General features: G+C 69.7%; 24 protein-coding genes and 1 tRNA gene. 9 read left to right on the top strand and 16 right to left on the bottom strand.

Annotated features, from left to right (window positions below):
* Positions 1-2: 2 nt before the first annotated feature.
* Complete coding sequence (locus JT362_RS27855) at positions 3-449, bottom strand: hypothetical protein (RefSeq protein ID WP_260194770.1); 447 nt, start codon at positions 447-449, stop codon at positions 3-5.
* A gap of 79 nt (positions 450-528) precedes the next feature.
* On the opposite strand from JT362_RS27855, the gene JT362_RS27850 reads away from it, so the two are divergent.
* Positions 529-1,143, top strand: a complete 615-nt coding sequence (locus JT362_RS27850) for a TetR/AcrR family transcriptional regulator (RefSeq protein ID WP_260194769.1) — start codon at positions 529-531, stop codon at positions 1,141-1,143.
* Positions 1,144-1,226: 83 nt separating this feature from the next.
* Here the strand turns inward: JT362_RS27850 and JT362_RS27845 are convergent, their stop codons facing one another.
* Complete coding sequence (locus tag JT362_RS27845) at positions 1,227-1,742, bottom strand: hypothetical protein (protein ID WP_260194768.1); 516 nt, start codon at positions 1,740-1,742, stop codon at positions 1,227-1,229.
* A 95-nt stretch (positions 1,743-1,837) separates the two neighbouring features.
* Between JT362_RS27845 and JT362_RS27840 the strand changes: the two genes are divergently transcribed.
* Both JT362_RS27840 and JT362_RS27835 read left to right on the top strand, forming a co-directional pair.
* Entirely contained in the window at positions 1,838-2,254 is a 417-nt protein-coding gene (locus JT362_RS27840; protein ID WP_260194767.1) for a helix-turn-helix domain-containing protein, read from the top strand.
* Positions 2,251-3,084 carry an alpha/beta fold hydrolase gene (locus tag JT362_RS27835; RefSeq protein WP_260194766.1) on the top strand — a complete coding sequence of 278 codons (834 nt, stop codon included), beginning with the start codon at positions 2,251-2,253 and terminating at the stop codon, positions 3,082-3,084. Before JT362_RS27840 ends, JT362_RS27835 begins: the two co-directional genes overlap by 4 nt.
* On the opposite strand, the gene JT362_RS27830 is transcribed toward JT362_RS27835, so the two are convergent.
* Positions 3,081-3,617 carry a hypothetical protein gene (locus JT362_RS27830; protein WP_260194765.1) on the bottom strand — a complete coding sequence of 179 codons (537 nt, stop codon included), beginning with the start codon at positions 3,615-3,617 and terminating at the stop codon, positions 3,081-3,083. The genes JT362_RS27835 and JT362_RS27830 overlap by 4 nt on opposite strands.
* Positions 3,618-3,730: 113 nt before the next feature.
* Between JT362_RS27830 and JT362_RS27825 the strand changes: the two genes are divergently transcribed.
* Positions 3,731-4,294: a TetR/AcrR family transcriptional regulator gene (locus tag JT362_RS27825; protein WP_260194764.1), complete on the top strand. Its 564-nt coding sequence runs from the start codon at positions 3,731-3,733 to the stop codon at positions 4,292-4,294.
* Here the strand turns inward: JT362_RS27825 and JT362_RS27820 are convergent.
* Both JT362_RS27820 and JT362_RS27815 read right to left on the bottom strand, forming a co-directional pair.
* Positions 4,291-5,427: an FAD-dependent monooxygenase gene (locus JT362_RS27820; protein WP_260194763.1), complete on the bottom strand. Its 1,137-nt coding sequence runs from the start codon at positions 5,425-5,427 to the stop codon at positions 4,291-4,293. The two genes, JT362_RS27825 and JT362_RS27820, sit on opposite strands and share 4 nt — an antisense overlap.
* Entirely contained in the window at positions 5,424-6,818 is a 1,395-nt protein-coding gene (locus JT362_RS27815) for an MFS transporter (RefSeq protein WP_260194762.1), read from the bottom strand. The genes JT362_RS27820 and JT362_RS27815 overlap by 4 nt, the downstream gene beginning before the upstream one ends.
* Before the next feature lie 86 nt (positions 6,819-6,904).
* On the opposite strand from JT362_RS27815, the gene JT362_RS27810 reads away from it, so the two are divergent.
* A complete protein-coding gene (locus JT362_RS27810; RefSeq protein ID WP_260194760.1) occupies positions 6,905-7,558 on the top strand; it encodes a TetR/AcrR family transcriptional regulator in 654 nt (217 codons plus the stop codon).
* Positions 7,559-7,961: 403 nt separating this feature from the next.
* On the opposite strand, the gene JT362_RS27800 is transcribed toward JT362_RS27810, so the two are convergent.
* The 6 genes from JT362_RS27800 to JT362_RS27775 form a co-directional block, all read right to left on the bottom strand.
* A complete protein-coding gene (locus tag JT362_RS27800) occupies positions 7,962-8,144 on the bottom strand; it encodes a hypothetical protein (protein WP_260194759.1) in 183 nt (60 codons plus the stop codon).
* A 98-nt stretch (positions 8,145-8,242) separates the two neighbouring features.
* On the bottom strand, positions 8,243-8,914 hold the full coding sequence (locus JT362_RS35470) for an excalibur calcium-binding domain-containing protein (RefSeq protein ID WP_311202759.1): 672 nt from the start codon (positions 8,912-8,914) through the stop codon (positions 8,243-8,245).
* Between the two features lie 182 nt (positions 8,915-9,096).
* Entirely contained in the window at positions 9,097-10,530 is a 1,434-nt protein-coding gene (locus JT362_RS27790) for a hypothetical protein (protein ID WP_260194757.1), read from the bottom strand.
* Entirely contained in the window at positions 10,527-11,537 is a 1,011-nt protein-coding gene (locus JT362_RS27785) for a hypothetical protein (protein WP_260194756.1), read from the bottom strand. Before JT362_RS27785 ends, JT362_RS27790 begins: the two co-directional genes overlap by 4 nt.
* A complete protein-coding gene (locus JT362_RS27780; protein WP_260194755.1) occupies positions 11,538-11,909 on the bottom strand; it encodes a hypothetical protein in 372 nt (123 codons plus the stop codon).
* Positions 11,910-12,115: 206 nt separating this feature from the next.
* The gene (locus JT362_RS27775; protein WP_260194754.1) at positions 12,116-12,724 is read right to left on the bottom strand and encodes a TetR/AcrR family transcriptional regulator; all 609 of its coding nucleotides are present in this window, start codon (positions 12,722-12,724) and stop codon (positions 12,116-12,118) included.
* Between the two features lie 94 nt (positions 12,725-12,818).
* Between JT362_RS27775 and JT362_RS27770 the strand changes: the two genes are divergently transcribed.
* From JT362_RS27770 to JT362_RS27760, 3 genes are all read left to right on the top strand, one after another.
* Positions 12,819-13,556, top strand: a complete 738-nt coding sequence (locus JT362_RS27770) for an SDR family NAD(P)-dependent oxidoreductase (protein ID WP_260194753.1) — start codon at positions 12,819-12,821, stop codon at positions 13,554-13,556.
* Between the two features lie 100 nt (positions 13,557-13,656).
* Entirely contained in the window at positions 13,657-14,772 is a 1,116-nt protein-coding gene (locus tag JT362_RS27765) for an ADP-ribosylglycohydrolase family protein (protein WP_511261448.1), read from the top strand.
* Between the two features lie 102 nt (positions 14,773-14,874).
* Positions 14,875-16,449 (top strand): phosphorothioated DNA-binding restriction endonuclease family protein, encoded by a 1,575-nt coding sequence (locus tag JT362_RS27760; protein WP_260194751.1) that lies wholly within the window; start codon positions 14,875-14,877, stop codon positions 16,447-16,449.
* A 24-nt stretch (positions 16,450-16,473) separates the two neighbouring features.
* Here the strand turns inward: JT362_RS27760 and JT362_RS27755 are convergent, their stop codons facing one another.
* From JT362_RS27755 to JT362_RS27735, 5 genes are all read right to left on the bottom strand, one after another.
* The gene (locus JT362_RS27755) at positions 16,474-17,484 is read right to left on the bottom strand and encodes a pirin family protein (protein ID WP_375546572.1); all 1,011 of its coding nucleotides are present in this window, start codon (positions 17,482-17,484) and stop codon (positions 16,474-16,476) included.
* Complete coding sequence (locus JT362_RS27750) at positions 17,481-17,954, bottom strand: carboxymuconolactone decarboxylase family protein (protein WP_260194750.1); 474 nt, start codon at positions 17,952-17,954, stop codon at positions 17,481-17,483. The genes JT362_RS27755 and JT362_RS27750 overlap by 4 nt, the downstream gene beginning before the upstream one ends.
* Positions 17,955-17,956: 2 nt before the next feature.
* Positions 17,957-18,415 carry a carboxymuconolactone decarboxylase family protein gene (locus JT362_RS27745; RefSeq protein ID WP_260194749.1) on the bottom strand — a complete coding sequence of 153 codons (459 nt, stop codon included), beginning with the start codon at positions 18,413-18,415 and terminating at the stop codon, positions 17,957-17,959.
* 176 nt (positions 18,416-18,591) lie between these two features.
* A tRNA-Arg gene (locus tag JT362_RS27740) sits at positions 18,592-18,664 on the bottom strand.
* A 111-nt stretch (positions 18,665-18,775) separates the two neighbouring features.
* A complete protein-coding gene (locus JT362_RS27735; protein WP_260194748.1) occupies positions 18,776-19,858 on the bottom strand; it encodes a LacI family DNA-binding transcriptional regulator in 1,083 nt (360 codons plus the stop codon).
* Positions 19,859-19,924: 66 nt separating this feature from the next.
* On the opposite strand from JT362_RS27735, the gene JT362_RS27730 reads away from it, so the two are divergent.
* On the top strand, positions 19,925-21,133 hold the full coding sequence (locus JT362_RS27730) for an MFS transporter (protein ID WP_260194747.1): 1,209 nt from the start codon (positions 19,925-19,927) through the stop codon (positions 21,131-21,133).
* The last annotated feature ends 1 nt before the right edge of the window (position 21,134 follow it).

The following is a 21,134-nucleotide window of genomic DNA, read 5'->3' as shown; positions in this document are numbered from 1 at the left end:
GGTCATGCCCGCCGGGCCGGCCGCCACACCGACACGACGGCGACCAGCCCGGCGAGGCAGGGGAGCAACGTCAGCACCCCGTACCCGTACGGCACGACGACGTCGTAGTGGTCACCGCCGAGGCTCAGATTCGTCAACGCCACGAGAAGTCCGGCCCCACAAGCGGCCGTCATCGCCGCCCGCGCCCACCGCCTGCCGCCCGTGAACGCGCGGATCGTCAGCACCCACAGCACGATCCCCAGCGCTCCGGTGCCGACGAGGTAGATCGCGATCGCGTCCCGGTCCTTCCGCACGTCGTCCGCGCCCCAGTCCGGATAAGCGTCCCGCACGTGCCCGGCAAGCGTGTCGACCGTCGCGATGTCGAGCACCGGCACGAGCGTGGCAAGGATCGTCAACCCCAGCCCGACGTACATCGCCGTCGGCCGAACGCGCTCACTGGTCGTGGTCATGTCCACCCCTCCTGAAACCTACAACGTAGAATGAACGGTAGTTTCTACGGCGTAGATTTGCCACCCGGAAGGAGCGGACGTGGCCAGACGCACACGAGGCACCGCCGCGGGCCTGGACCGCGCCCGCATCACCACCACCGCCGTGACCCTGATCGACCGCGACGGCCTGGACCGCTTCGGCGTCCGGCGGCTGGCCGACGACCTGGGCGTCGACCCGATGTCGATCTACCACCACATCAAGGGCAAGGCGGCGCTCCTCGACGCGGTGTCCGAGTCCGTCCTGGCCGAGGTGACGGTCGACGCCAGCTCGGCCGACTGGGTCGCGATCGCCCGCCACACCGCCCACGGCTACCGCGAGATGGCCTACCGCCACCCCCGCGTGTTCCCGTTGTTGGCCACCCGAGCCCAAACCTCACCCGTGGCCCTCGCCGCCCTGGAACACCTCACCACCGCGATGCGCGAGGCCGGCATCCCCGACCAGGTGGTCGCCGACACCCCCTCGATCCTGTTCGGCTTCCTCAACGGCCACCTCCTGGCCCGCACCAGGGAAGACGCCACCCCCGTACCCGATTTCGACCCCAGAACCCACCCGACGATGACCGCCCTGGCCCCGAACCTCACCGACTTCGGCTCCACCGAGGAGTTCGACAGAATGCTCGACACCGTCCTTAAAGGAATCGCCCAAGCCGGCTGACATCAACGAAATCCGGGTTTCACGCAACGTCTCGGGCCAGTACGGCTAGTCGTCGCGCCTGGCGCAAGCCAGGTCTCCGAGATCTACCGCGGAAGTCCGGCGAGAAACGCCTGGCTCGGGTTCTCGACGAGGACCGTCGCGCCGTCAGGAGACGTTCGCGCGCCGACGATCCGGGCTAGACCGCCGCGAGCGAACGGAAAGGCGGCCAGCGGAAGCAGGACGAACCCGCCCACCGCCACGGCCGCCAGCACCTGCGCGCCGTCGACCACGATCCCCACGATCAACGAGCCGACAAACGCGGTCAGCCCCCCGAAGAACATGATCGCCGCGAGCGTCAACCAGCCGACCCTGGTGCGGTTGCACCTACCGCACAGCGGCCAGCTCCGCACGTGGACGACCCGAACCTTCTTGCCGTGCTGGCCGAGCCGGTCGGCCATGCCGAGGGCCCCGGAACCACCCACCGCACGGAACCGGCTGCCCTCGATCCGAACCGCGGACTGCAGCGCGAAATCCACTCGCCGAACAGCCGGCAGCCCGTGCCGCGAGCAGTACCGCGGCAGGTTGCCCGGTCGCTGGACAACGTCAGCTGGAAGCGTCACGACGCCATGGTGGTGCGACAACCGCGCCCCCTCACTCCCTGTCGTTACCTAAAAATACCTGTACCGACGAACAGCACAGTCGTTAGGGTAACGACATGACCAAGCAGCTCTACTCGGCGGAGGAGGTCGCCGAGCAGCTCGGACTGCACGTACGCACCGTCCGCGGCTACCTCCGCGACGGCCGGCTGCGGGCGGTCCGCATCGGGAAGCAGTACCGGATCTCGCGGGACGACCTCGAGGCCTTCGTCGGCGCCCCGCTGGCGGACCCGCCCGAGGTCGTCCGGCACCGCCATGTCGACATATCGAGCATCGTCGAGATCGGTGCGGTCGATCCCGGGACCGCGCACCGCGTCAGCACCCTGCTCACCGCCGTGCGCACCCACCCCGCCGAGCAGCCGCTGCACGTGAAAACCGTCTACGACGAGGAAAGGGCGCACCTGAAAGTCATCGTCGTCGGCGGGCTCGCCGACACCCGACAGCTCCTCGAACTCATGCAGGCGGTACTGGAATGATCTACAAGACCGAGGCGGGCGCCAACGAGATCCGGCACCGCTACGAGCAGACCCTCGCGAGCTGGCCCGTCCCCGCCGAGCACCTCCGGATACCCACCCGCGAGGGCGAGACCTTCGTCCTCGCGTCCGGCCCCGAGGACGCACCACCCCTCGTGCTCCTCCACGGCGCGGGTTCCAACGCCATCATGTGGATGGGCGACATCGCCACCTGGTCGAAGCACTTCCGCGTGCACGCCGTCGACGTGATCGGCGAACCAGGACTCTCCGCCCCGTCCCGCCCTCCGCTGGACTCCGCCGCCTACGCCCACTGGCTCGACGACGTCCTGGACCACCTCGACCTCGACCGTGTCGCGATCACCGGCGTCTCCCTCGGCGGCTGGCTCGCGCTCGACTACACCACCCGACGCCCCGACCGCGTCGAGCGGCTCGCCCTGCTGTGCCCGGGTGGCGTCGGCCGCCAGAAGGTCGGGTTCCTCCTCAAGGCCCTGCTGTACAAGCCGTTCGGCCAGTGGGGCGTCCGCCGCTCGATCCAGGCGGTCGCCGGCGTGGACTCCACCGCGACACCGGACGTCATGGAGTACCTCGCGCTGATCTTCACGCACTTCCAGCCCCGTCAGGACCGCCTGCCCGTCTTCCCCGACGACGCCCTCCGGAAGCTGACCATGCCGGTCCTGGTGATCGTCGGCGGACGGGACGCCATGTTCGACTCCTTCGGCACGGTCCGGCGCATGAACCACGCCGTCCCGCACGCGACCGTCACCCTGCTGCCCGACGTGGCGCACTCCATCCTGGGCCAGACCCAGCCGATCCTGGACTTCCTCCGCTCCTAACCCTGCCGCAGCGCCGAGACGAGGAAGAACACGCCGCCGACCGCCGCGTAGCCGGCCACGTTCGTCAGTGACGGACCGGCCGCGGCGGCCTGCGCGATGAACGTCCCCCCGACCACCGCGGAGAGCCCGCCACTGGCGATCATCGGCCACTGCCCGCCGAGACCGCGGCGGACGACACCGACGCCGAGCTGGACGAGACCCGACACGATCGCCCAGGCGCCCCACACCCGCAGGACAGCGGGGATCCCGGACGACGCGGCGACGGCCAGACCGGCGGCGGCGAGCAGGCTGATCGCGACGTTCACGTACAGCAGCGAGACCGGCCTGGTCCCGCTCGACGACCGGGCATCCACGATCGCCGCGCCCAGATCGAACACCGGATACAGCACCAGCAGCGTGACGCCGACCGGCCCGAGGCTCGACGCGGTCGCGAACAGCAACCCCGCCCAGACGAGCGCGAACGCGAACCGCACGAAGTACAACCGCCGCAGGGGTGACGAGACGCCGGCGGCCGGAACGGTGGTGGTGCTCATGGTTCCTCCTTCAGGGACAACCGTGTAGACAGAACGATCGTTCTAGCCCGACGAGCATCTGTCAAGACCGAACGTTCTATCTGCTACCGTGGTCACAACGAAGGGAGGCGAAGGTGTCCGAAGCACGCACCCGCCTGCTCGGCACGGCGAGCAAACTGTTCTACACCGAGGGACTCCACTCCGTCGGCATCGACCGGATCGTCTCCGAGGCGGCCGTCACCCGCGCGACCCTGTACCGGCACTTCCCGAGCAAGGACGACCTCGTCGTCGCCTACCTGACCGCGGCGGACGACATGATCCGCGCCAAGGTGGAGGCCGCCCGCGCGGCCGGTCTCTCCCCGACCGACACCGTCCGGGCGGTCGCCGAGACGATCGCCCAGGACATCCAGTCGCCCGGGTTCCGCGGCTGCGCGTTCCTCAACGCCGCCGCCGAGTACCCCGACCCCGCACACCCCGTGCACCAGGCCGTCCTCGCCCACCGCCAGTGGTTCCTGGACACCGTCACCGAACTGCTGGCCGAGACCGGGGAGACCGCGCCCGAGCCCGCCGCGCGGCACTTCGTCATGCTCCGGGACGGCGCCATGGCGGCGGGCTGCCTCACCGACCCGGCCCCGGTCCGCGAAACCTTCCTCCTCGGCGTCGAGGGCATCCTCCGCTACCGGAACAGAGCCGACTAGGACACCGGCAGCGTCAGCGCGGTGTGCGCCGGTTGCGTCGCCGCCGGCATGGCGACCAGGTCCCGCAATCGCGCGTTGCGTTGCTCCAGGGCGTGCGCCGTCGTGGGAAAGAGCGCGGCCGCTCCGTTGTCGACCAACGCCTGGTTCACGGCGACGAAGTCCCGCGTGTCCCGTTCGTAGGCCGCGAACGCCTCGACATGGCTCCGGTTCCTGGCCAGGGCGTCGGCGAGCATGAAGGCGCCGACGAGCGCGAGGCTGGTGCCCTGCCCGGTCAGGAACGAGGGCGCGTACGCCGCGTCCCCGACGAGCGCGACCCGACCGCTCGACCACGCCGGCATCCGGATCTGGCCCGCCGTGTCGTGGAACAGGTCATCGGCCCCGTGCATCGCCTTGACGATGCCGGGAACCTCCCAACCCGCGTCGGCGAACACCGCGGCCACCAGGTCCAGCACATCCACCGGCGGTTCCGGCCGGTGGAAGTTCAGGAACGCGTGCAGCTCGTCGTCCACCCCGCCCGTCGCGTACAGCGCCGCCGCTCGGCCCGGCGTGTTCCAGATCATGGCCTCGTGCGCGAGCCCGAACGTGTTCGGCACGGTGGACACCGCGAAGCAGTAGCCGAGATAGCGGTGGAACCGCTCCTCCGGACCGAAGACGAGCCTCCTGGTCCTGGAGTGCATCCCGTCCGCACCCACCACCAGGTCGAACGTGCGCTGAGTGCCGCCGCGGAAGGTGACGTCCACCCCGTGCGCGGACTGGTCGAGCGTGTCGACGGAGTCGCCGAACAGGAACTCCACGTCGTCGCGGACCGTCGCGTACAGGGCCCCCGTCAGGTCCCCGCGACCCACCTCGAGATCCTGCCCGTCGCCCGCTCGCGGCCGCGCCGAGGCCACCTCACCACCGGCGGCGTCGAGGAAGGTGAACCGCCGCACGTCGATGTGCGAGTGCCGCAGCCGAGGCAGGATTCCCATCCGCCGCACCACGTCCACCGCCGGCCCGCGCACGTCGATCGGATAGCCACCGGCCCGCGGCGCGTCCGCCTTCTCCACCACCGTGACCGTGAACCCGTGCCGGTGCAGCCAGTACGCCAGCGTGGGTCCGGCGACACTGGCCCCGGAGATCAGAATCGTTGTCATGCCTTGGTTCCTTCCTTCATGAAGCGGACGACGACCAGCGCCAGCGCGGCGACCACCCCGGCGACACCGAACGCGGTGGCGAAGGCGAGTTCGCTCGCCCGACCCGACACCGGATCGGTCCCGGCCGCGAGGATCGCGCCGGCGACCTGCGTGCCCAGGGCGATGCCGACCACCCGGGTCACCACGAGCAGACCGGTGGCGATGCCGGTGTCGCCGGAGTCGACGGCGGTGGCGGTACTGGCGAGCAACGCCGTGGTGGTGACGCCCGCGACGAACGCGATCAGCACCTTCGCGACGACGAGCTGCCAGACCGCGTCATGCCGCGACGCCAGGGCGATCAGCGTGACCGCCGCGACCACGGCACCCACGACGACCACCGCACGCGGACCGAACCGCCGCGCCGCGATCCCGCCGACGGTCCCGCTCACCAGCCCCGCGACGGCCGCGGGCACCAGGAACAGTCCGATGTCGGTCGTGCTCGCGCCGAACCCGTACCCGTCACCCGAGACCGCGAACAGCTGGGGGACAAGGAAGAGCGCCATCCCCGCACTGGCGTTCAGGAGCAGGGTGAGCACGCACGAACTCCACATCGCCGGCGCGGCGAGCATGCGCAGATCGACCATGGGCGAGGTCGCCCGGCGCTCGACGGCGACCCAGCCGGCCGCGAGGGCGGCCACCACCACGGTGATGGCGGCGACCGCGAGCGGCGGCAGGCCGGCACTGGTCACCGTCATGATCCCGAGCATGAGCGCGAGCAACGTGCAGCTCAGCAGAACCGCGCCCGGCCAGTCGATCCTGACGTCCGACCGGGTCGGCGGGTCGTCCGGCAGCACCCGGGACACGAGCACCGTCGTCGCGATGACCGCGATCGTCGGCAGCGCGAACATCCAGTGCCGGGACAGTCCCTCCGCGACCGGTCCGGCGATCAGCGTGCCGACCAGGCTGCTGCCCGTGAACAGCCCGCTGACGATGCCGACGGCCACCTGCGTCTGGCCTGGCGGAAGGTGTTTGCGCACCAGGATGAAGGAGAGGGGCAGCGCGCCGACCATCGCGCCCTGCAGTACCTGGCCGAGCAACAGCACCGGCAGGCTCGGCGCCAGGCTGGAGAGCAGGCCTCCGGCGGAGACCACGGTCATCAGCACGAGCAGGACCCGCTTCCCGCCGTACCGGTCGCCGAGGGTGCCCGCGATCGGCGCGACGACCGCGCCGGTGATGAGCAGGGTGATGGTGATCGCCGCGCCTTCGGCCGGACCGATCCCCAGCTCGCGTTGCAGCAGGGGAAGCGCGGGCTCCACCACGGACTGCAGGGTGCCGAGGGCGAGCCCCAGGAACCCGAGAACACCGATGGCCCGCCTCCCGGTGCGGACCGGCGAAACAAGAACTTCGGACATGGAGGTCCTTCTCATCGTTGGGTGAGTGGAACCGCCGCACGCGAACTACACTACACGGTGCAGTGTAGTTCCGTTAGAATCCGCCAATGTCCACCGCCAAGACGCGCGCAGGGTCCGCCGAGAAGCGGTCCGCCATCCTCACGGCGGCCCGGGAGCTGTTCCTGACCGACGGTTTCGACCGGTCCAGCGTCGACGCGGTCGCCGCCCGAGCCGGCGTGTCCAAGCGGACCGTCTACGACTACTTCGGTGACAAGCAGACCCTGCTGGAGGCGGTGTTCGACGCCGTAGGCCAGTCCGTGCTCGGCACGATCCGGCGCACCATCGACGACACGCTGCACGACGTCACCGACCCAGCCGAGCTGGAGTCGGCTCTGGTCACGTTCTCCATGCGGATCGCGACCGACATGCTCGACTCGACCGAGTACGCCACCCTGCAACGGCTGGACCGCACCGGCTCCGGCCACCTGCCCCACCACGACGACCGCCCGCTGACCGACGCACCGGAGGAGGCCATCGGCGAACGCCTCGCCGCCTTCGCCCGCGCCGGACTGCTCGACGTCCCCGACGCGCGCCTGGCCGCCGACCACTTCATCGCGCTGACGTTCGGGGTCACGATCAGCAGACTCGGCTCCGCGAACGCCGCCGAGGACCCGCGCGTCCGGCCACTCGTCGTCGAGGGAGTGCGGGCGTTCCTCCGCGCGTACCGGTCTACTCGGTCATCCCGGCCTCGTAGGCGGTGATCGCGGCCTGTACCCGGTTCCGCACGTCCAGCCCCCGCAGGATCGCCGACAGGTGGGCCTTCCCCGTCCCTCCGCCGCGATCTCCTGGTTGGACGGTCCCCGCACGACAACGCCAGCACGTCCCGCTCCCGAGGAGTCAACCCGTCGACCTTCCGCCGCCGGCCCGCTCAACCCTGACGTCCGCAACCCCGCCAGCACCCGCGGCGACAGATACGCCGCCCCGTCGGCCGCCGCCCGAACCGCGATCAGCAGCTCCCGTGCGCGGCCAGCCGTCCAGCACTGGGATCCGGATGTCCATCAGCGCGACGTCCGGCTGGTGCGCGTGGACCGTTGCCCGCCTCGGCGACCACCGTGATCTCCTGGTCCGCCGGTCATCGCCTCATCGTCGCCAGCAGCACCCGGATCACGACAGCGGCACCCGCGCGACCAGCGTGAACCGGCCGGCACCGGTGTCCACGTCGAGCATGCTCCCCAACAGCCGCAACCGTTCCCCGAGACCCGCCAGCCCGCGTCCCGTGCCGACCGAGCCCCTCGCCGGATTGCCGACCGTCAACATTCCGACCGTGACCGCCAAGGACAGGCGCACCGGCTCACCTGCTGGGCTTCCCGCGTCACCCGCCTGGCAGTCCACACCCACCCCCGACGATCGTCAGGGGTGGGTGTGGACGCGGGTTGGGTGTTCGCCTAGGCGCCGGCGCGCCTACGAGCGACCACGAACAGCCCACCACCGGCGATCAGCAGCAGTGCGCCCCCACCGACCAGCCACGGCAGGGAGGACCCGCCGACCCCGGTCGCGGCCAGCGCGTCGTCGCTGCCTCCGGTGGTGCTGTCATCGGTACCGCCGCCGACGCCGTCGTCCGAGACGTTCTCCGCGCCGTCGTCCCCGGCGCCGCCCGAACCGTCGTCCGAGCCGTCATCGGAGCCATCGCCCGAGCCATCGCCCGAGCCGTTGCCCGAGCCGTTGCCCGAGCCGTTGCCCGAGCCGTCACCCGAACCGCCGGTCTCGCAGGCCACACCGTCATTGTCACGGTCCAGCCCCGGACGGTATCCCGGCTGGCCCCTGAGGAGGGGCGCCTTGCCGGCGGCCCGCACCGCGTCGCAGTTCTCGTAGTGCACCTGCTCGGCCCGCAGCTGCGGAGCCTCCTCCGCCGAGAGCTCGGCATCGCACTCGGTGCCTTCGAGTACGTCGCCGTGCTGGTCGACAGCGGGCTCGGCGCCGCGCGCCGCACCCTCCGTCGCCTCCACCGCGGTGGTCGGCGTGGTGCAGTCGTTCGGCGTCTCGGCGCTGGCACTGCCAGCCCCCAGACCCGCGAGAACGAGCACGACGCCCGCCGCGGTGATCGCGATCTTCTTCACGTGGTTCCTTCCTGACTTCGTTCTGATCCCCCGGTGAGGCGTCCCAGCAGGCGAGGACGTAGTCCGATCGATCGCCTTCCAGGGATGCTGTGGGAGTCGCTGTTGATCAACGATCCGTATCATCACGTTTTGGTAACGCAGGGTGGCGCTCCGCGACATGACGCGGATTCCACCCGCTCAATTCAGGAGAAGTAGCTGTCCAGGACATCGGCGAGCACGGAATCCGCCTTCAAGGCCATTGCCCGTGCCAGGGGATCGGCGTCGGCCGGGCCGGTCGACACCCGCAGCGTCAGAGTTCCTTCGCCGTCGAGTATGGTCGCCGTCGAAAGCTCGTACGCAATCGATGTACCGTCGGTCGTGACATATCCTGGATGGCCGGAGATGGTCACCGGCTCACCGCCAAAGCTGTTGACGACCTTGCCGTGCGAGAGCGAGAACGTGATTTGGAGCCGTCGTTCCGGCTCCACGAAGAAGCATCGGGTGCCCGCTCCCGAGTCCGCCACCGGAACCAGTTCCGAGCCGAAGCGTGCGCCGACAGACCGAACCGCCATCGCACATTGAACGTCGGCATCGTCCGCGGCGGCGGACAATATTTCCGCCGGATCGTCAGGCACCGCCACCGCCACATAGGGCGCACAACCATCCGGGTCCAACTCGTCCACATACGCACACGCGCCCGGGTAGGGGCTATCCGGTTCGTCCGGTCGATACAGCAACGGTCGCTGCGGCGCCACGTCGTCCGGCGGCGCCTCCCCGAGCACGGCCATCAGCGACTCGGCAAGGTCCGTAGCGCCGCCGCATTCCGAGGTACGAGCGACGACCTGGAAATCAGCCGCCGCGCCATACCGGACGTCGAACGGCCCCTGACGCCAGTAGACCGCACAGTTCTCCGCCTCCTCGTAAACCAGTGCCCGCGTACCCCCGATGCTCGTCGTCCGAGACGGCTTCCGCTCACCCGACGGCGGAAGGTCGTCCGCGAACGAGATCGACGCCGCCGGCTCACGAGACGTGCAGTCGGCCGGCCCGTTCCCCGACAGCGCCGCATCGTCCGCGTCGAGCACGCCGGCCAGCGCGGTGCAGGCGTCCCACACCGGCTTCGCCCGGAACGTGTCCGGATTCGCCAACGCCGCAACGGCCGCGTCCGCGAGACCCGTCAAGGACGCACAGTTCGATGCCGGAGCCTGCGAGAACCGGAGGGCGGTCGTGAAACTGACCGGCAGGTGGACATAACAGCCACCGCCCTGCTCCACATATGCCTTGGCACCGCCGACGCTCCGAGTGACCGACTCGACGCGAGTCCCGTGACCGATCCCGGTGACGCTCACCGCGACAAGGTCAGCCGCTCCGCTCAGCACGCATTCGAACGGCCGCCGCGCGACGGGCCGCGCGCCCGCGAAAGGCCCGCCCGCCTTCGCCCTGTCCAACAGCGCACACAGGTCGAGCTGCCGCACCGCCGCCAGCACAGCGTCCTCGTCCCGATCTCCCGGCCGCGCCGAGTCCCGCGTCGACGGCGTGGTCGACGGCGTGGTCGATGGCGACCCCCCGGTGTCACCCGTCGTGCAACCGACCAACCCGAGCACCGCGACAAAGGCCAACGCGATCGCCCGTGTGGTCATGATGGTTGCCCGTAGTCCGCCAGGAACCGCTGGATGTCCGGGTCGTTGTCGAAGTACTTGATCAGCCCGTCGACCCTACGGTTCAACTGGTCGATCTCGTCCTTGCCCGCCGCCATGATGTCGGCCTGCTCGCGCAGGTACGACTGCGCCAGATCACGCCACCAGAACCCACTGACCGTCCCACCGGTCGACTTCAACAGGTCACCGGCGGCGTCCGAGAACGCCGTCGACCACGCACTCGCCATCGCGGCCTCCACGACAAGAGCGGTGCCCGCGGTCAGATACGTGACCGCCGCCGCCGCGATGCCGGCCAGAACAACCGCACCCCAGTCGACGGACATCGCGCTCCCCGGCTTCTCGGCGAACTTCTTCTCGAACGCCCGAACGCACCCCGCCGCCGCCTCATCGAGGTTCCGCCGGACACCCTTGACGACCACGGCGTACTTCGGCACCACGTCGTGAAGCTGCTCAGCCAGCTTGTGCACCTGACCGGTGACGGTCTGGAGACGAAGCAGGAACTCGAACGTGACCGACGACGCGTCGCCAGTCCAACCAAGCTCCTGAAACCGGTCGACGAGCGACGGAACCCGCTTGTCACCCATCCACCAGACGTTGCTCAGCGCCGCCGCGCCGGGTGCGAGAGCGTTGTTCGAACTCTCGACGACCGGGCTGGCGACGGCCGACATGCCATGAATGAACTGTGCGATCTCGTACCCCTCGAGCACCGACTCGAACGGCAACTGCGCGTCGCTCGGCACCGTGCCCGGCTGGTCCGACACGGAGGGCGCGACCGGTCCAGGTTCCTCCTTCCGGTGCCCCTCACCGCCGAACTCCGTGCCGTAGATGACCGTCCGGTCGTACTCGTGCTCCTCGGGATGCAGCAGGAACTCGAGCCAGGAAGCCAGCCGCTCGGCGTTGTCCCGCATGTTCGAGTCGGGCGGAATTCCCGCTTCCTCGAGTACGCCGGTGTCGCGAGGCGTGTCGCTCCGGTCCGGAGGCGCCATCACTCAGCCCTCCTTCTTCGGTGAACTGTCACCAAGCAGCCCCTCGAACGCGAACGCGTGGTCCTCGTCGATCTTCGAGTACAGGGAACGCGACTCCCCGATGGCGTGCTGTGCGTGCACGAACTGGCTCCGGACGGCGAGGTGCAGCCGCCGAAGCGTGTCGATCAACGTGGCGTAGTTGCCGATCAACGTGCGGCACGACTCGGCGAACTCCACGGCACCCCCGGCGGAGATGAGTTTCTCCGGAGTGCCCACCAACGAGGCCTTCTTGGCGTCGTCCAGAGCAGCCAGGTCGAGCCCCCCGATGATCGTGTCGTACTCGGCGACCAGCCGCCCGATCTCCTCCTCATATGACCCGAGCGCGTCGAGCCGCACCGTGAAACCATCAGATGCCGACACAGGCCCCCCTCTGTCCACTGATCGTGTTCGTCACAATACGAACCGGCACGAGCCTAACAACGCCGATCGGATTTTCCGAGGCAAAACGAAAAACCGTCCGAACACGCCGTGAAATTCCTGCTCAGGATTCAGGGCCGAGATCCGCGGCATCCCACCCGAATCGGGCCGTGGTGACCGATGAGTCAGTGAATCGGCCAGTGGCGCAGGGCGACGTCGGCGATCTCCTGGAGTTCGTCGGAGCCGACGCCGCTCGCCGCCTGCACGGCGATGCCGGCCGACACCGTCGTGACGTAACGGGCCAGGAAGGCCGGATCGGTGTCCGCCGGCAGGTCACCGTCGTCGACGGCCCGCTGGAACCGCTCCCGGACACGGGAGTAGACGTCGTTGCGCCAGGCGGCGAGCCGGTCGCGGGCTCCGCGCGCGGTGTCGCCCGTGGCCAGGGCGCCCTGGACCCCCAGGCACCCGTGGGGTCGCGCCGCACGGGTGGTGGTCCGGACGGTGCCGGCCAGGATCGCGGTGGCGACGCCGAGTGCGGTCGGCTCGTCCAGGGCGCGGGTCACGTAGGCGCCCGGACCTTCGCTGTAGCGCTCCAGCGCCTTGCGGAACAGCTCCTCCTTGTTGCCGAAGGTGGCGTACATGCTGGTGGTGGAGATGCCCATCGCCTCGGTCAGGTTGACCAGGCTGGCCCCCTCGTAGCCGTGCTCCCAGAAGACCAGCATGGCGCGCTCGAGCGCGTCGTCGACGTCGAATCCCCGCGGCCGGCCGACCGGGCGGCCCTGTCTGGTCCCCACGTCAGAGCAGCCTACCTCTTCTGAAGCGATCGATGCAGAATGTGCTAGCGTCGTTTCTGCATCGATCGATGCAAAATAAGAAGGAGGGTTCACCGTGGGGCTACTCGAGGGCAGGACCGCCCTGGTCACCGGCGGCAGCACCGGGATCGGCCTGGCCAGCGCCGTACGGCTGGCCGCCGAGGGCGCGCACGTGTTCATCACCGGCCGGCGCCAGGCGGAGCTCGACGCCGCCGTCGACGTGATCGGCTCGGCGACCGGCGTGACCGGCGACATCTCGAACCCGGCCGACCTGGACCGGCTCTACGAGGCGATCCGCGACCGGGGACGGGGCCTGGACGTGCTGTTCGCGAACGCGTCGGTTGCCTCGTTCGCGACGCTCGAGCAGATCACCGAGGAGCACTTCGACACGATCTTCGACATCAACGTCCGAGGCACCGTGTTCACCGTGCGGAAGGCGCTGCCCCTGCTCAACGACGGCGCCTCGGTGATCCTGAACGGCTCCACCAACGCGGACGTCGGCGACGAAGCCTTCGGCGTGTACGCGGCGACCAAGGCCGCCGTCCGATCCTTCTCCCGAACCTGGGCCAACGAGCTCAGAGGACGCGGCATCCGCGTCAACACCATCTCGCCCGGCCCGACCGACACCCCCGGCCTGTCCGGATTGGCTCCCGACCCGGTCGCCTTCAAACGGCAACTGGCCGAAGGGGTGCCGCTGGGCCGGCTCGGGCGCCCGGAGGAGATCGCCGCCGCCGTGGCGTTCCTGGCCAGCGACCAGAGCAGCTTCGTCACCGGCTCGAACCTGTACGCCGACGGCGGTCTGGTCCAGGTCTGACAGGTCACCAGCGAGTACTCGCCTTCTCCGCGAAACCCACGCAAGCGATTGGCTACGCTGTCGCGGTCACTGCGACGGAAGCGCGCGTGGGGGTGCGGCGGTGGAGCTGTCCCGGGAAGCGGCGGACCGATACCGATCCCAGGTGCGTGGCTGCCTGATCGGCGGCGCGATCGGGGACGCACTCGGCGCGCCCGTGGAGTTCTGGCCGGCGGACCGCATCCTCGCCGAGTGCGGAGCGCAGGGCGTGCGGGACTACCTACAGGCCGGAACCGCACCCATCACCGACGACACCCAGATGACGTTGTTCACCGTCGCCGGCCTGATCCGCGCCGGGATCCGCCGCGACCGTGGGCTTGGTCTCACCGTCGCCGTCGTGCACGCCGCGTACGACCAGTGGCTGGACACCCAGCGGCTTCCCGAGCCCCCACCGACCGCGCGCGACTGGCTGGCCACCCAGCCGTGGCTGTACGCGCAACGCGCCCCGGGCAACACCTGCCTGTCCGCACTGGGATCGGCCCGTCGTGGCGGTGACCGCATCCCCCAGTACGGTGGCCTGGCGAACAACGACTCGAAGGGCTGCGGCGGCGTGATGCGCTCCGCGCCCTTCGGACTCCTCCCGCCGAACGGCGCCCCGGACACGTGGTTCTTCGACGCCGCCGCCGAGGCCGCCGGCTACACCCACGGACACCCGACCGGCCGGCTGGCGTCCGGCGCGCTCGCCTCGATCGTCCACGAGTTGGTCGCCGGAGCCGACCTCGCCCAAGCCGTCGACACGACCCTCGCTCTCCTGACCCGGTACGACGACCACGAGGAGACCAGCACGGCGTTGCGCACCGCGTGCGACCTCGCCAAGGAGACCACGACCCCCGACCACACGGTCGTCGAACAACTCGGCGGCGGGTGGGTGGCCGAGGAAGCGCTGGCCATCGCCGTGTACGCGGCACTGGTTCGCCCCGGCCCCAACGAGATCCTCGACGCCCTGTCCATCGCCGTCACCCACTCCGGCGACAGCGACTCCACCGGCGCGATCTGCGGCAACATCCTCGGCACCTTGCACGGCGATGCGGCCCTGCCCGCAGAACTGGTGTTCCGCGTGGAGGGCCGAGGCACCATCCTGGAACTGGCCGACGACCTCGTGTTCGAGTTCACCCAGTCCTCCCGCCTGCACGGCGACTACGGCCCCATGACGGGCTGGACCGACCGCTACTCCGGCTAGCGCTCAACCTGCGCACATTCGTGAACTCCTAGCTACGCAACGCGCACTTCTGCACGTCCGCGTGACCCCCTATCGTGTGGCGCGAGAGGTGGGGGAAAGCGTATGGCGTCGATGTCCGAGCTGGTGGCCGCTGTCGAGGCGATGCGGGTGGGTGGGACGAAGTCCCAGCCACATCGCCATCAGGCGATCGCTCTCCTATGGGCTATTGGGCGTGCTCGGTCAGGTCTGGGCCGTCTGGTGCGGTGGTCCGAAGCACGTACGGAGCTGGCCGCCGGTCTCGAAGCGCTCGGTCGACCCGGAAGCCGGCCGAGCGCCGAGTATCCGTTCATCGCTTTGCGCAATTCCGGCCTCTGGGAGCTGATCGTCGAATCGGACGAGAGCGTTGTCGCGGCACATGGTTCGGCGACCAGGTCATGGCTGGATCGGGTGAATCCGGAAGGCGGACTGCGTCCCGACGTGTGGATGTTGGTGCGCTCGGACGAGTCCGCCGCTCAGGCAGTGGTGGACGCACTGGCCACCAGGTTCTTCGAGGAGTCGGATCGTGCGACCTTGTACGAATTCGCACGAACCGATCTTCCGTCCGGCCCAATTGAGCCTTCCTCGCGGAGCGCCATCAACGATTGGTGGGCAGGAGATCCGTCCGAGAGGTTCTGGATGGAGATCACTGACCGGCAGGACGGTCTTGGTGACGACCTCAACGCGCCGACACTGAACGGTGCTCGCAAGCCCGAGTGGGGATACTCCCTCGTCACGGAGACACGCCCCGGTGACATCGTGCTCCACTGGCACAGGGACTTCACCGGCAGGCCGGCAATCGTTGGTTGGTCCGAGATCACAGGGCCGCTTTCGGTCGAGAACGGGTATACGTGGCAGGCCCATGGCACGCGTGGGAGGGCGCGCGGTACGGCCACCGTCGGTCAGGGCTGGCGCATGCCGTGCGGGGGCCTCAACCGCCTGTCTCAGCCCCTCTCGCACGAGCGACTCGCGGAACTGGAGCCGGTGTTGCGTCAGGTGCACCGCGACCTGCGGCGGACAGTGCGAGGTGCGCTGTACTTCCCGTTCACCTTGTATCGGTCGCGTCCGCCTCGGGCGGCGCAGTCGTACCTGACCAAGTTCCCCGTGGCGCTGCTTCAGGCCGTTCCCGAGCTCGCCGCACTCGTCGATCGCGGCGACGGCGCAGGATCGGCGGCGGCCGGTGGCGCGTCGATACGGCGCGCGGTCGGGAGCGGGTACCTACGAGACAGCAAGCTCAAGGACGCGATCGAGAAATACGCTGTGGAAAAGGCGAGGAAGTACTACCTCGACCACGGTGCGGCTGAAGTAGTCGAATTGGGCAAGCCCTATGACTTGCAGGTGAAAGGCCTTGGTCCTGAACGTCATGTCGAGGTCAAGGGAAGCTCGGGGCCAGCTGCCGCAGTCGAGTTGACGGTCGGCGAAGTGCGACATGCACACAACCACGAGCCAACGGACCTGGTTGTTGTCGACGAGATCGACTACCACCTGAACGGAAGCGACTATGAGCTTTCTGGTGGGAACCTGAGAATCTGGACCGACTGGAGACCCATGGAGCGATCCCTTGCCCCTACTCGATTTCGTTACGACCTGACGGACCTGAACGACGGCGCCGGCATCCCACCCTGGAGCCGTGGCAATCACACGTCGTCGACCACGGTGTGAAACGGTCGTCGGTCACGCTCGTTTCTACGGTCGCTTGTCCCGGGGCTGACGGCGCGGAACCAGGCGAGTGGCCGGTATCGCCGGAGCGGGCAGTGCCGGCGGCTGCGCCGGCGGGAACCGCCCGAACAGGGGTGGTTTGCCCGCATCGGCCTGGTCGGCGGGTTCGAAGCCGAGCTCGGCCTGGTAGCGCCGTCGGAACTCCACAATCTCCTCGTGGCTGCGGCCCACGAAGTTCCACCACATGACGATCCGCTCCTCCAGCGGTACGCCGCCGAGCACGAGCACCCGCGCGCGCTCCGGCCCGGCTGTGAGCACGAGCGTGTCCGCGCCCGGCGGCACGTACGCCAGACACCGGTGCTCGACGGCCGTGGCGTTCACCGTGACCGTGCCGGCGTCGGCGAGGACGGCGTGTTCGAAGTCCGGCCGAACGTCGAGGGCTACCGTCGCGTCGGGTTCCAGCACGAGTTCGGCGCCGAGGATGTCGGGGGTGCGGGTCTGGACCGGCGAGGCCGAGCCGAGCAACTCGCCGAGGAACACCCGTGCGGTCACCCCCGGTTCCGTCACCGGTTCGGGGACGTAGTGCTCGAAGTGGTTCGGGCAGAAGCGGGTCGCGTCGGGCAGGGCGTACCAGAGCTGGACGCCGTGCAGGGTGTCGGAGCGGCTGGTCTCGGAGTGGGTGATGCCCTGCCCGGCGATCATGAGGTTCAGCTCACCCGGCCGCACCGGTGCGGCGTTCCCTGCGGAATCGAGGTGGTCGATATGCCCGGTGAACAGCCAGGACACGGTGGCCAGCCCGGTGTGGGGATGCCGGGGGACGCGCATGCCTCCGGTGGTCGCGACGTCGTCGGGACCGTAGTGGTCCAGGAAGCACCACGCGCCCACCAGGGACCGGGCGCGCTGCGGCAGCGTCCGGTACACGGTCATGGCCCGCGGCCCGCCCATCGGCACGAGCCGCGGCGGAAGGACCTCCACCGAACCACACGGCTCACCCGGAGCCAGAACGGTCAGGTCGGGACGTCGATCCAGATTGCTCACCGGAGCATCTTTCCGTCCGCTCCACGTGGGCGCACCGGATGCTTACTGAGGATGGAGATCCGGTTGAACGCGTTGATCGTGACCGTGACCCATTCGGCCGCCACGAATCCCTCCTCGCCCAGGATCGCGCGCGCCGCGTCGAGGTCGGCCTGGCCGTCGTCGGTTACCGGCAGCAGCGTGCCCGCCTCCGCGACCGCGAGGACCGCGGTCTCCCGGTCGGTGTAGAGGTCGCACTCACGCCAGGCCGGCAGCAGATCCAGCTTCTGCTGCACGATCCCGGCCTGCCGGGCCTGTCGCGAGTGCAGGTCCAGACAGAACACGCACCTGTTGAGCTGGGAGGCGCGCACCTTGATGAACTCGACCTCCTGCGCACCCAGCCCCCGCGCCAACGCCGCATCGCGGATCGCCGCCGAATACGCTTGCGCGGCCTGCCACGCCTCCGGCATGACCTCGTCCAGGAACTGTCGCATGCTCAGTGGCCGACGTGGTAGCGGCTCGTGATCGCGACCCGGTTGAAGGCGTTCATCACCGTGGTCAGCCAGGTGACGGCTGAGATCTGCTCCGACGTCAGCACGTCGGCGGCGGCGTCGTAGTCCTCGTCGCTGACATGCCCGTCCGACACCAGCGTGACCGCCTCAGTCAGTCGAAGCGCGGCGCGTTCGGTCTCGGAGAAGTAGTCGGCTTCGGCCCATGCCGGCAGAACCGCGATCCGGTCCGGGTCCTCGCCCTTCTTGAGCGCGTCGCGGGTATGCATGCGCAGGCAGAACGCACACCCGTTGAGCTGCGAGGTGCGGATCCGGATCAACTCGACCAGTAGCGGATCGAGTCCGGCGGCCGCGGCGTTCTTGTCCGCCTCCATCGACAACGCGATGAGGGCCTTGTAGGCAGTCGGGTGCTCCTCACCGATGTTGACCCGGGACCCGCGCGTCATGCTTCCTCCCACTCCTGCCCAGTCGCCAATCTCCGCACGGTACCCATGGGCGGCTCGTGGTCCGTCTCGCGGCCGGTTCCGATCACCCGGGCGCATGCCACGGCTCTCCGACCGTCGTCAAAGACACCTGCCGCGCGGTGAGCCCGGAATGGGGGACAGGGGTCACCGAGAGTGAGCGCCCCCGGCAGGACTCGAACCTGCGACCCAGAGCTTAGAAGGCTCCTGCTCTGTCCGCTGAGCTACGAGGGCGTGGCGGGCCGCTCATGCCGGTCGGCACGAAGCTGCCCCTGAATCTGATCGTTCCGGAGGGCTCTGGCGTTTCCGGATTCGCTCAGATCGGTGATGTGATCTGGTCCGCGCCTACGCGGGCGCCGGGGCCGTCGAGCCCCTGACCTGGAGTTTCACCCCGATGGTGACCGGTCTGCCCGGTCTCGCCCCGTCGAGCATCCGTAGCGCCAGTGCGCCCGCCTGTCTGCCCTTCTCGACCAGGTCCTGCCGCACGGTGGTCAGCGACGGCACGCCCCAGCTCGCCGCGGGGGTGTCATCGAAGCCCACGATCGACACCTCCCCGGGCACCGCCAGTCCCAACTCGTCCGCCGCCCGTACCGCGCCGAGTGCCAGTTCGTCGGACATGCACAGGACCGCGGTCGGCCTCGGCCGTAGCCCGAACAGCCACCTGGCGCCCTCCCTGCCCAACTCCCGGACACTGCCCGGCGCCTCCCAGAACGGCACCTCGCCTGCGACAATACCCTGTTCAGCCAGCCCATCGAGGTAGCCGGCGTACCGGTCAAGGGTCACTCGAAAGTGTGCTTTTTCCACCCTTTCGGGCGTGGCCGGACCGCGGTGGCCGTCGGCGCTTAAGCCGAAGCCGAGGACGGCCACCCTCCGGTGGCCTAGATCCAATACATGCCGCGCGGCCAGGCGCGCGCCGCCGAAGTCGTCGACCCGGACGATCGCCGAGCCGGGCACGATCGGCTGGTCGACCACCACCAGCGGCAGGGCGCGCTCGCGCACGGCCCGCAGCGCCGGCGCGTCGTCGGGCAGTGAGTACGCCACCACGACATCCGTCTGCGCGCGGATCACGCTCTGTGCCCGGGGTCCACCTTCCGACACGCCTGGTAGCAGGAGCAGCGCGCGATCACCGCTGTCGACCGTCGCCGCCAGGGCGTCGAGCACGATGCTCAGCGCTGGATCCGAGAACGCCGACGACAACCCGTCGCACAGCATGAACGCCACCGACCCCGCCCGTTGCGTCGCCAGTGACCTGGCCACCGGGTCCGGGCCGGCGTACCCCAGCTGCTTGGCCGTCTCGATGATCCGCTCCCGCAACCGCGCGGACAGCTGGTCGGGCCGGTTGTACGCGTTCGACACCGTCGCCCTGGACACCCCCACCTGCCGGGCGACGGTGTCCAGGGTGGGGCGGCGCACCCGGTCCTGGTTCACGGGCAAACACTATAGCGAGAACTGAAGCGCTTCAGTTACGCTGCGGCCGACAGGGAGGAGAACGGGGTGCGCGCGGAACGCTGGTCGGTGTTCGTCATCTTCGCCATCAACGGCATCGTGGTCGGCTCCTGGGCACCCCGGATGCCGACGTTCGCCGCCCAGATCGGCGCCAACGAGGGCCAACTCGGCCTGGCCCTGCTCGGCGGCAGCATCGGCATGATCGCCGCCGCCTCGACGACCGGACGCTGGTGCGCCCGCTCCGGCGCCCGGCTGGTCATCCTCGTCTCCGCGCTCGCGACCGTCGTCGCGCTGCCCGTCCTGGCCACGGTCGGCTCACCGCTGCAGCTCGGCGCCGCACTGGTGCTGCTCGGCGCCACCGTCGGCATGCTCGACGTCGCCATGAACGTCGCCGCGGTCACCGTCGTGCGGCGCACCGGCCGGCCGATCATGCCGGTGTTCCACGCGGGCTTCAGCTTCGGCGCGCTGGGCGGCTCGATGGGCGCGGCCTTCGCCGCCGGGCACGACATCGGACTGCTCGACCACTTCCTCGTCGTCTCCGCGCTGGTGCTGGTCGTGAACCTCGCCGTGATCCGGTTCGTTCCGCGCGAGGAACCCGCCACCGGCGAGGCACAGCGCCCGGCCGACCGGCGGATGCTGCGCCGACCCGTGCTCTGGCTGCTCGGCACCATCGCCCTCTGCTCGGCGATCGTCGAGGGCGCGAGCGGCGACTGGTCGGCCCTGTTCGCGGTCCGCGAGCGTGGCCTGGACGAGGCCGCCGCCGCGGTCACCTTCTCGGTCTTCTGCGTGGCCATGGCGCTCGTCCGGCTGGTCGGCGAGCAGGCGGAACGCCGCTGGAGCCAGGAGCGCCTGCTGATCGCCGGCTCGCTGACCGCCGCGTTCGGGCTCCTGCTCACCGCGATCGTGCCGGTCGCCGCGCTGGCCTACGTCGGGTTCGCGCTCGCCGGCGGCGGCCTGGCCTTCGCGTTCCCGATCGCGCTGAACCTGGCCGGCGCGGTCGGCAGGCGCGCGGACGGCACGGGCGGCGAGCACGAGATCGGCTTCGTCACCACCATCGCCTACAGCGGGTTCCTGATCGGCCCGCCGATCATGGGCGGCGTCGCCCACCTGACCAACCTCGAGGTCGCGGTCGCCTTCAGCGGTGTCGTCGCCGCGTTGATCGCCCCGGTCGCGCTGGCCGCCGCCGCGGCCCGGCGCCGGGAGGAGGCGATACGGGAAAAGCAGCTGAGCGGGCGGTCCGTAGCCGGGCGGCGGTGAC

This window comes from Actinophytocola gossypii, assembly GCF_025165815.1.
In the GTDB taxonomy this organism is placed as follows: Bacteria; Actinomycetota; Actinomycetes; order Mycobacteriales; family Pseudonocardiaceae; genus Actinophytocola; species Actinophytocola gossypii.
This window is presented reverse-complemented; position numbering and strand designations above follow the sequence as displayed.

What these genes read in the sequence shown, in the direction of transcription:
- JT362_RS27750 (WP_260194750.1), bottom strand. Translation starts at nt 17,954, where the DNA reads ATGCGACAGTTCCTGGACGAGGTCATGCCGGAGGCGTGGCAGGCCGCG.
- JT362_RS27760 (WP_260194751.1), top strand. Translation starts at nt 14,875, where the DNA reads ATGGCGTCGATGTCCGAGCTGGTGGCCGCTGTCGAGGCGATGCGGGTG.
- JT362_RS27855 (WP_260194770.1), bottom strand. Translation starts at nt 449, where the DNA reads ATGACCACGACCAGTGAGCGCGTTCGGCCGACGGCGATGTACGTCGGG.
- JT362_RS27840 (WP_260194767.1), top strand. Translation starts at nt 1,838, where the DNA reads ATGACCAAGCAGCTCTACTCGGCGGAGGAGGTCGCCGAGCAGCTCGGA.
- JT362_RS27830 (WP_260194765.1), bottom strand. Translation starts at nt 3,617, where the DNA reads ATGAGCACCACCACCGTTCCGGCCGCCGGCGTCTCGTCACCCCTGCGG.
- JT362_RS27745 (WP_260194749.1), bottom strand. Translation starts at nt 18,415, where the DNA reads ATGACGCGCGGGTCCCGGGTCAACATCGGTGAGGAGCACCCGACTGCC.
- JT362_RS27835 (WP_260194766.1), top strand. Translation starts at nt 2,251, where the DNA reads ATGATCTACAAGACCGAGGCGGGCGCCAACGAGATCCGGCACCGCTAC.
- JT362_RS27815 (WP_260194762.1), bottom strand. Translation starts at nt 6,818, where the DNA reads ATGTCCGAAGTTCTTGTTTCGCCGGTCCGCACCGGGAGGCGGGCCATC.
- JT362_RS27790 (WP_260194757.1), bottom strand. Translation starts at nt 10,530, where the DNA reads ATGACCACACGGGCGATCGCGTTGGCCTTTGTCGCGGTGCTCGGGTTG.
- JT362_RS27810 (WP_260194760.1), top strand. Translation starts at nt 6,905, where the DNA reads ATGTCCACCGCCAAGACGCGCGCAGGGTCCGCCGAGAAGCGGTCCGCC.
- JT362_RS27820 (WP_260194763.1), bottom strand. Translation starts at nt 5,427, where the DNA reads ATGACAACGATTCTGATCTCCGGGGCCAGTGTCGCCGGACCCACGCTG.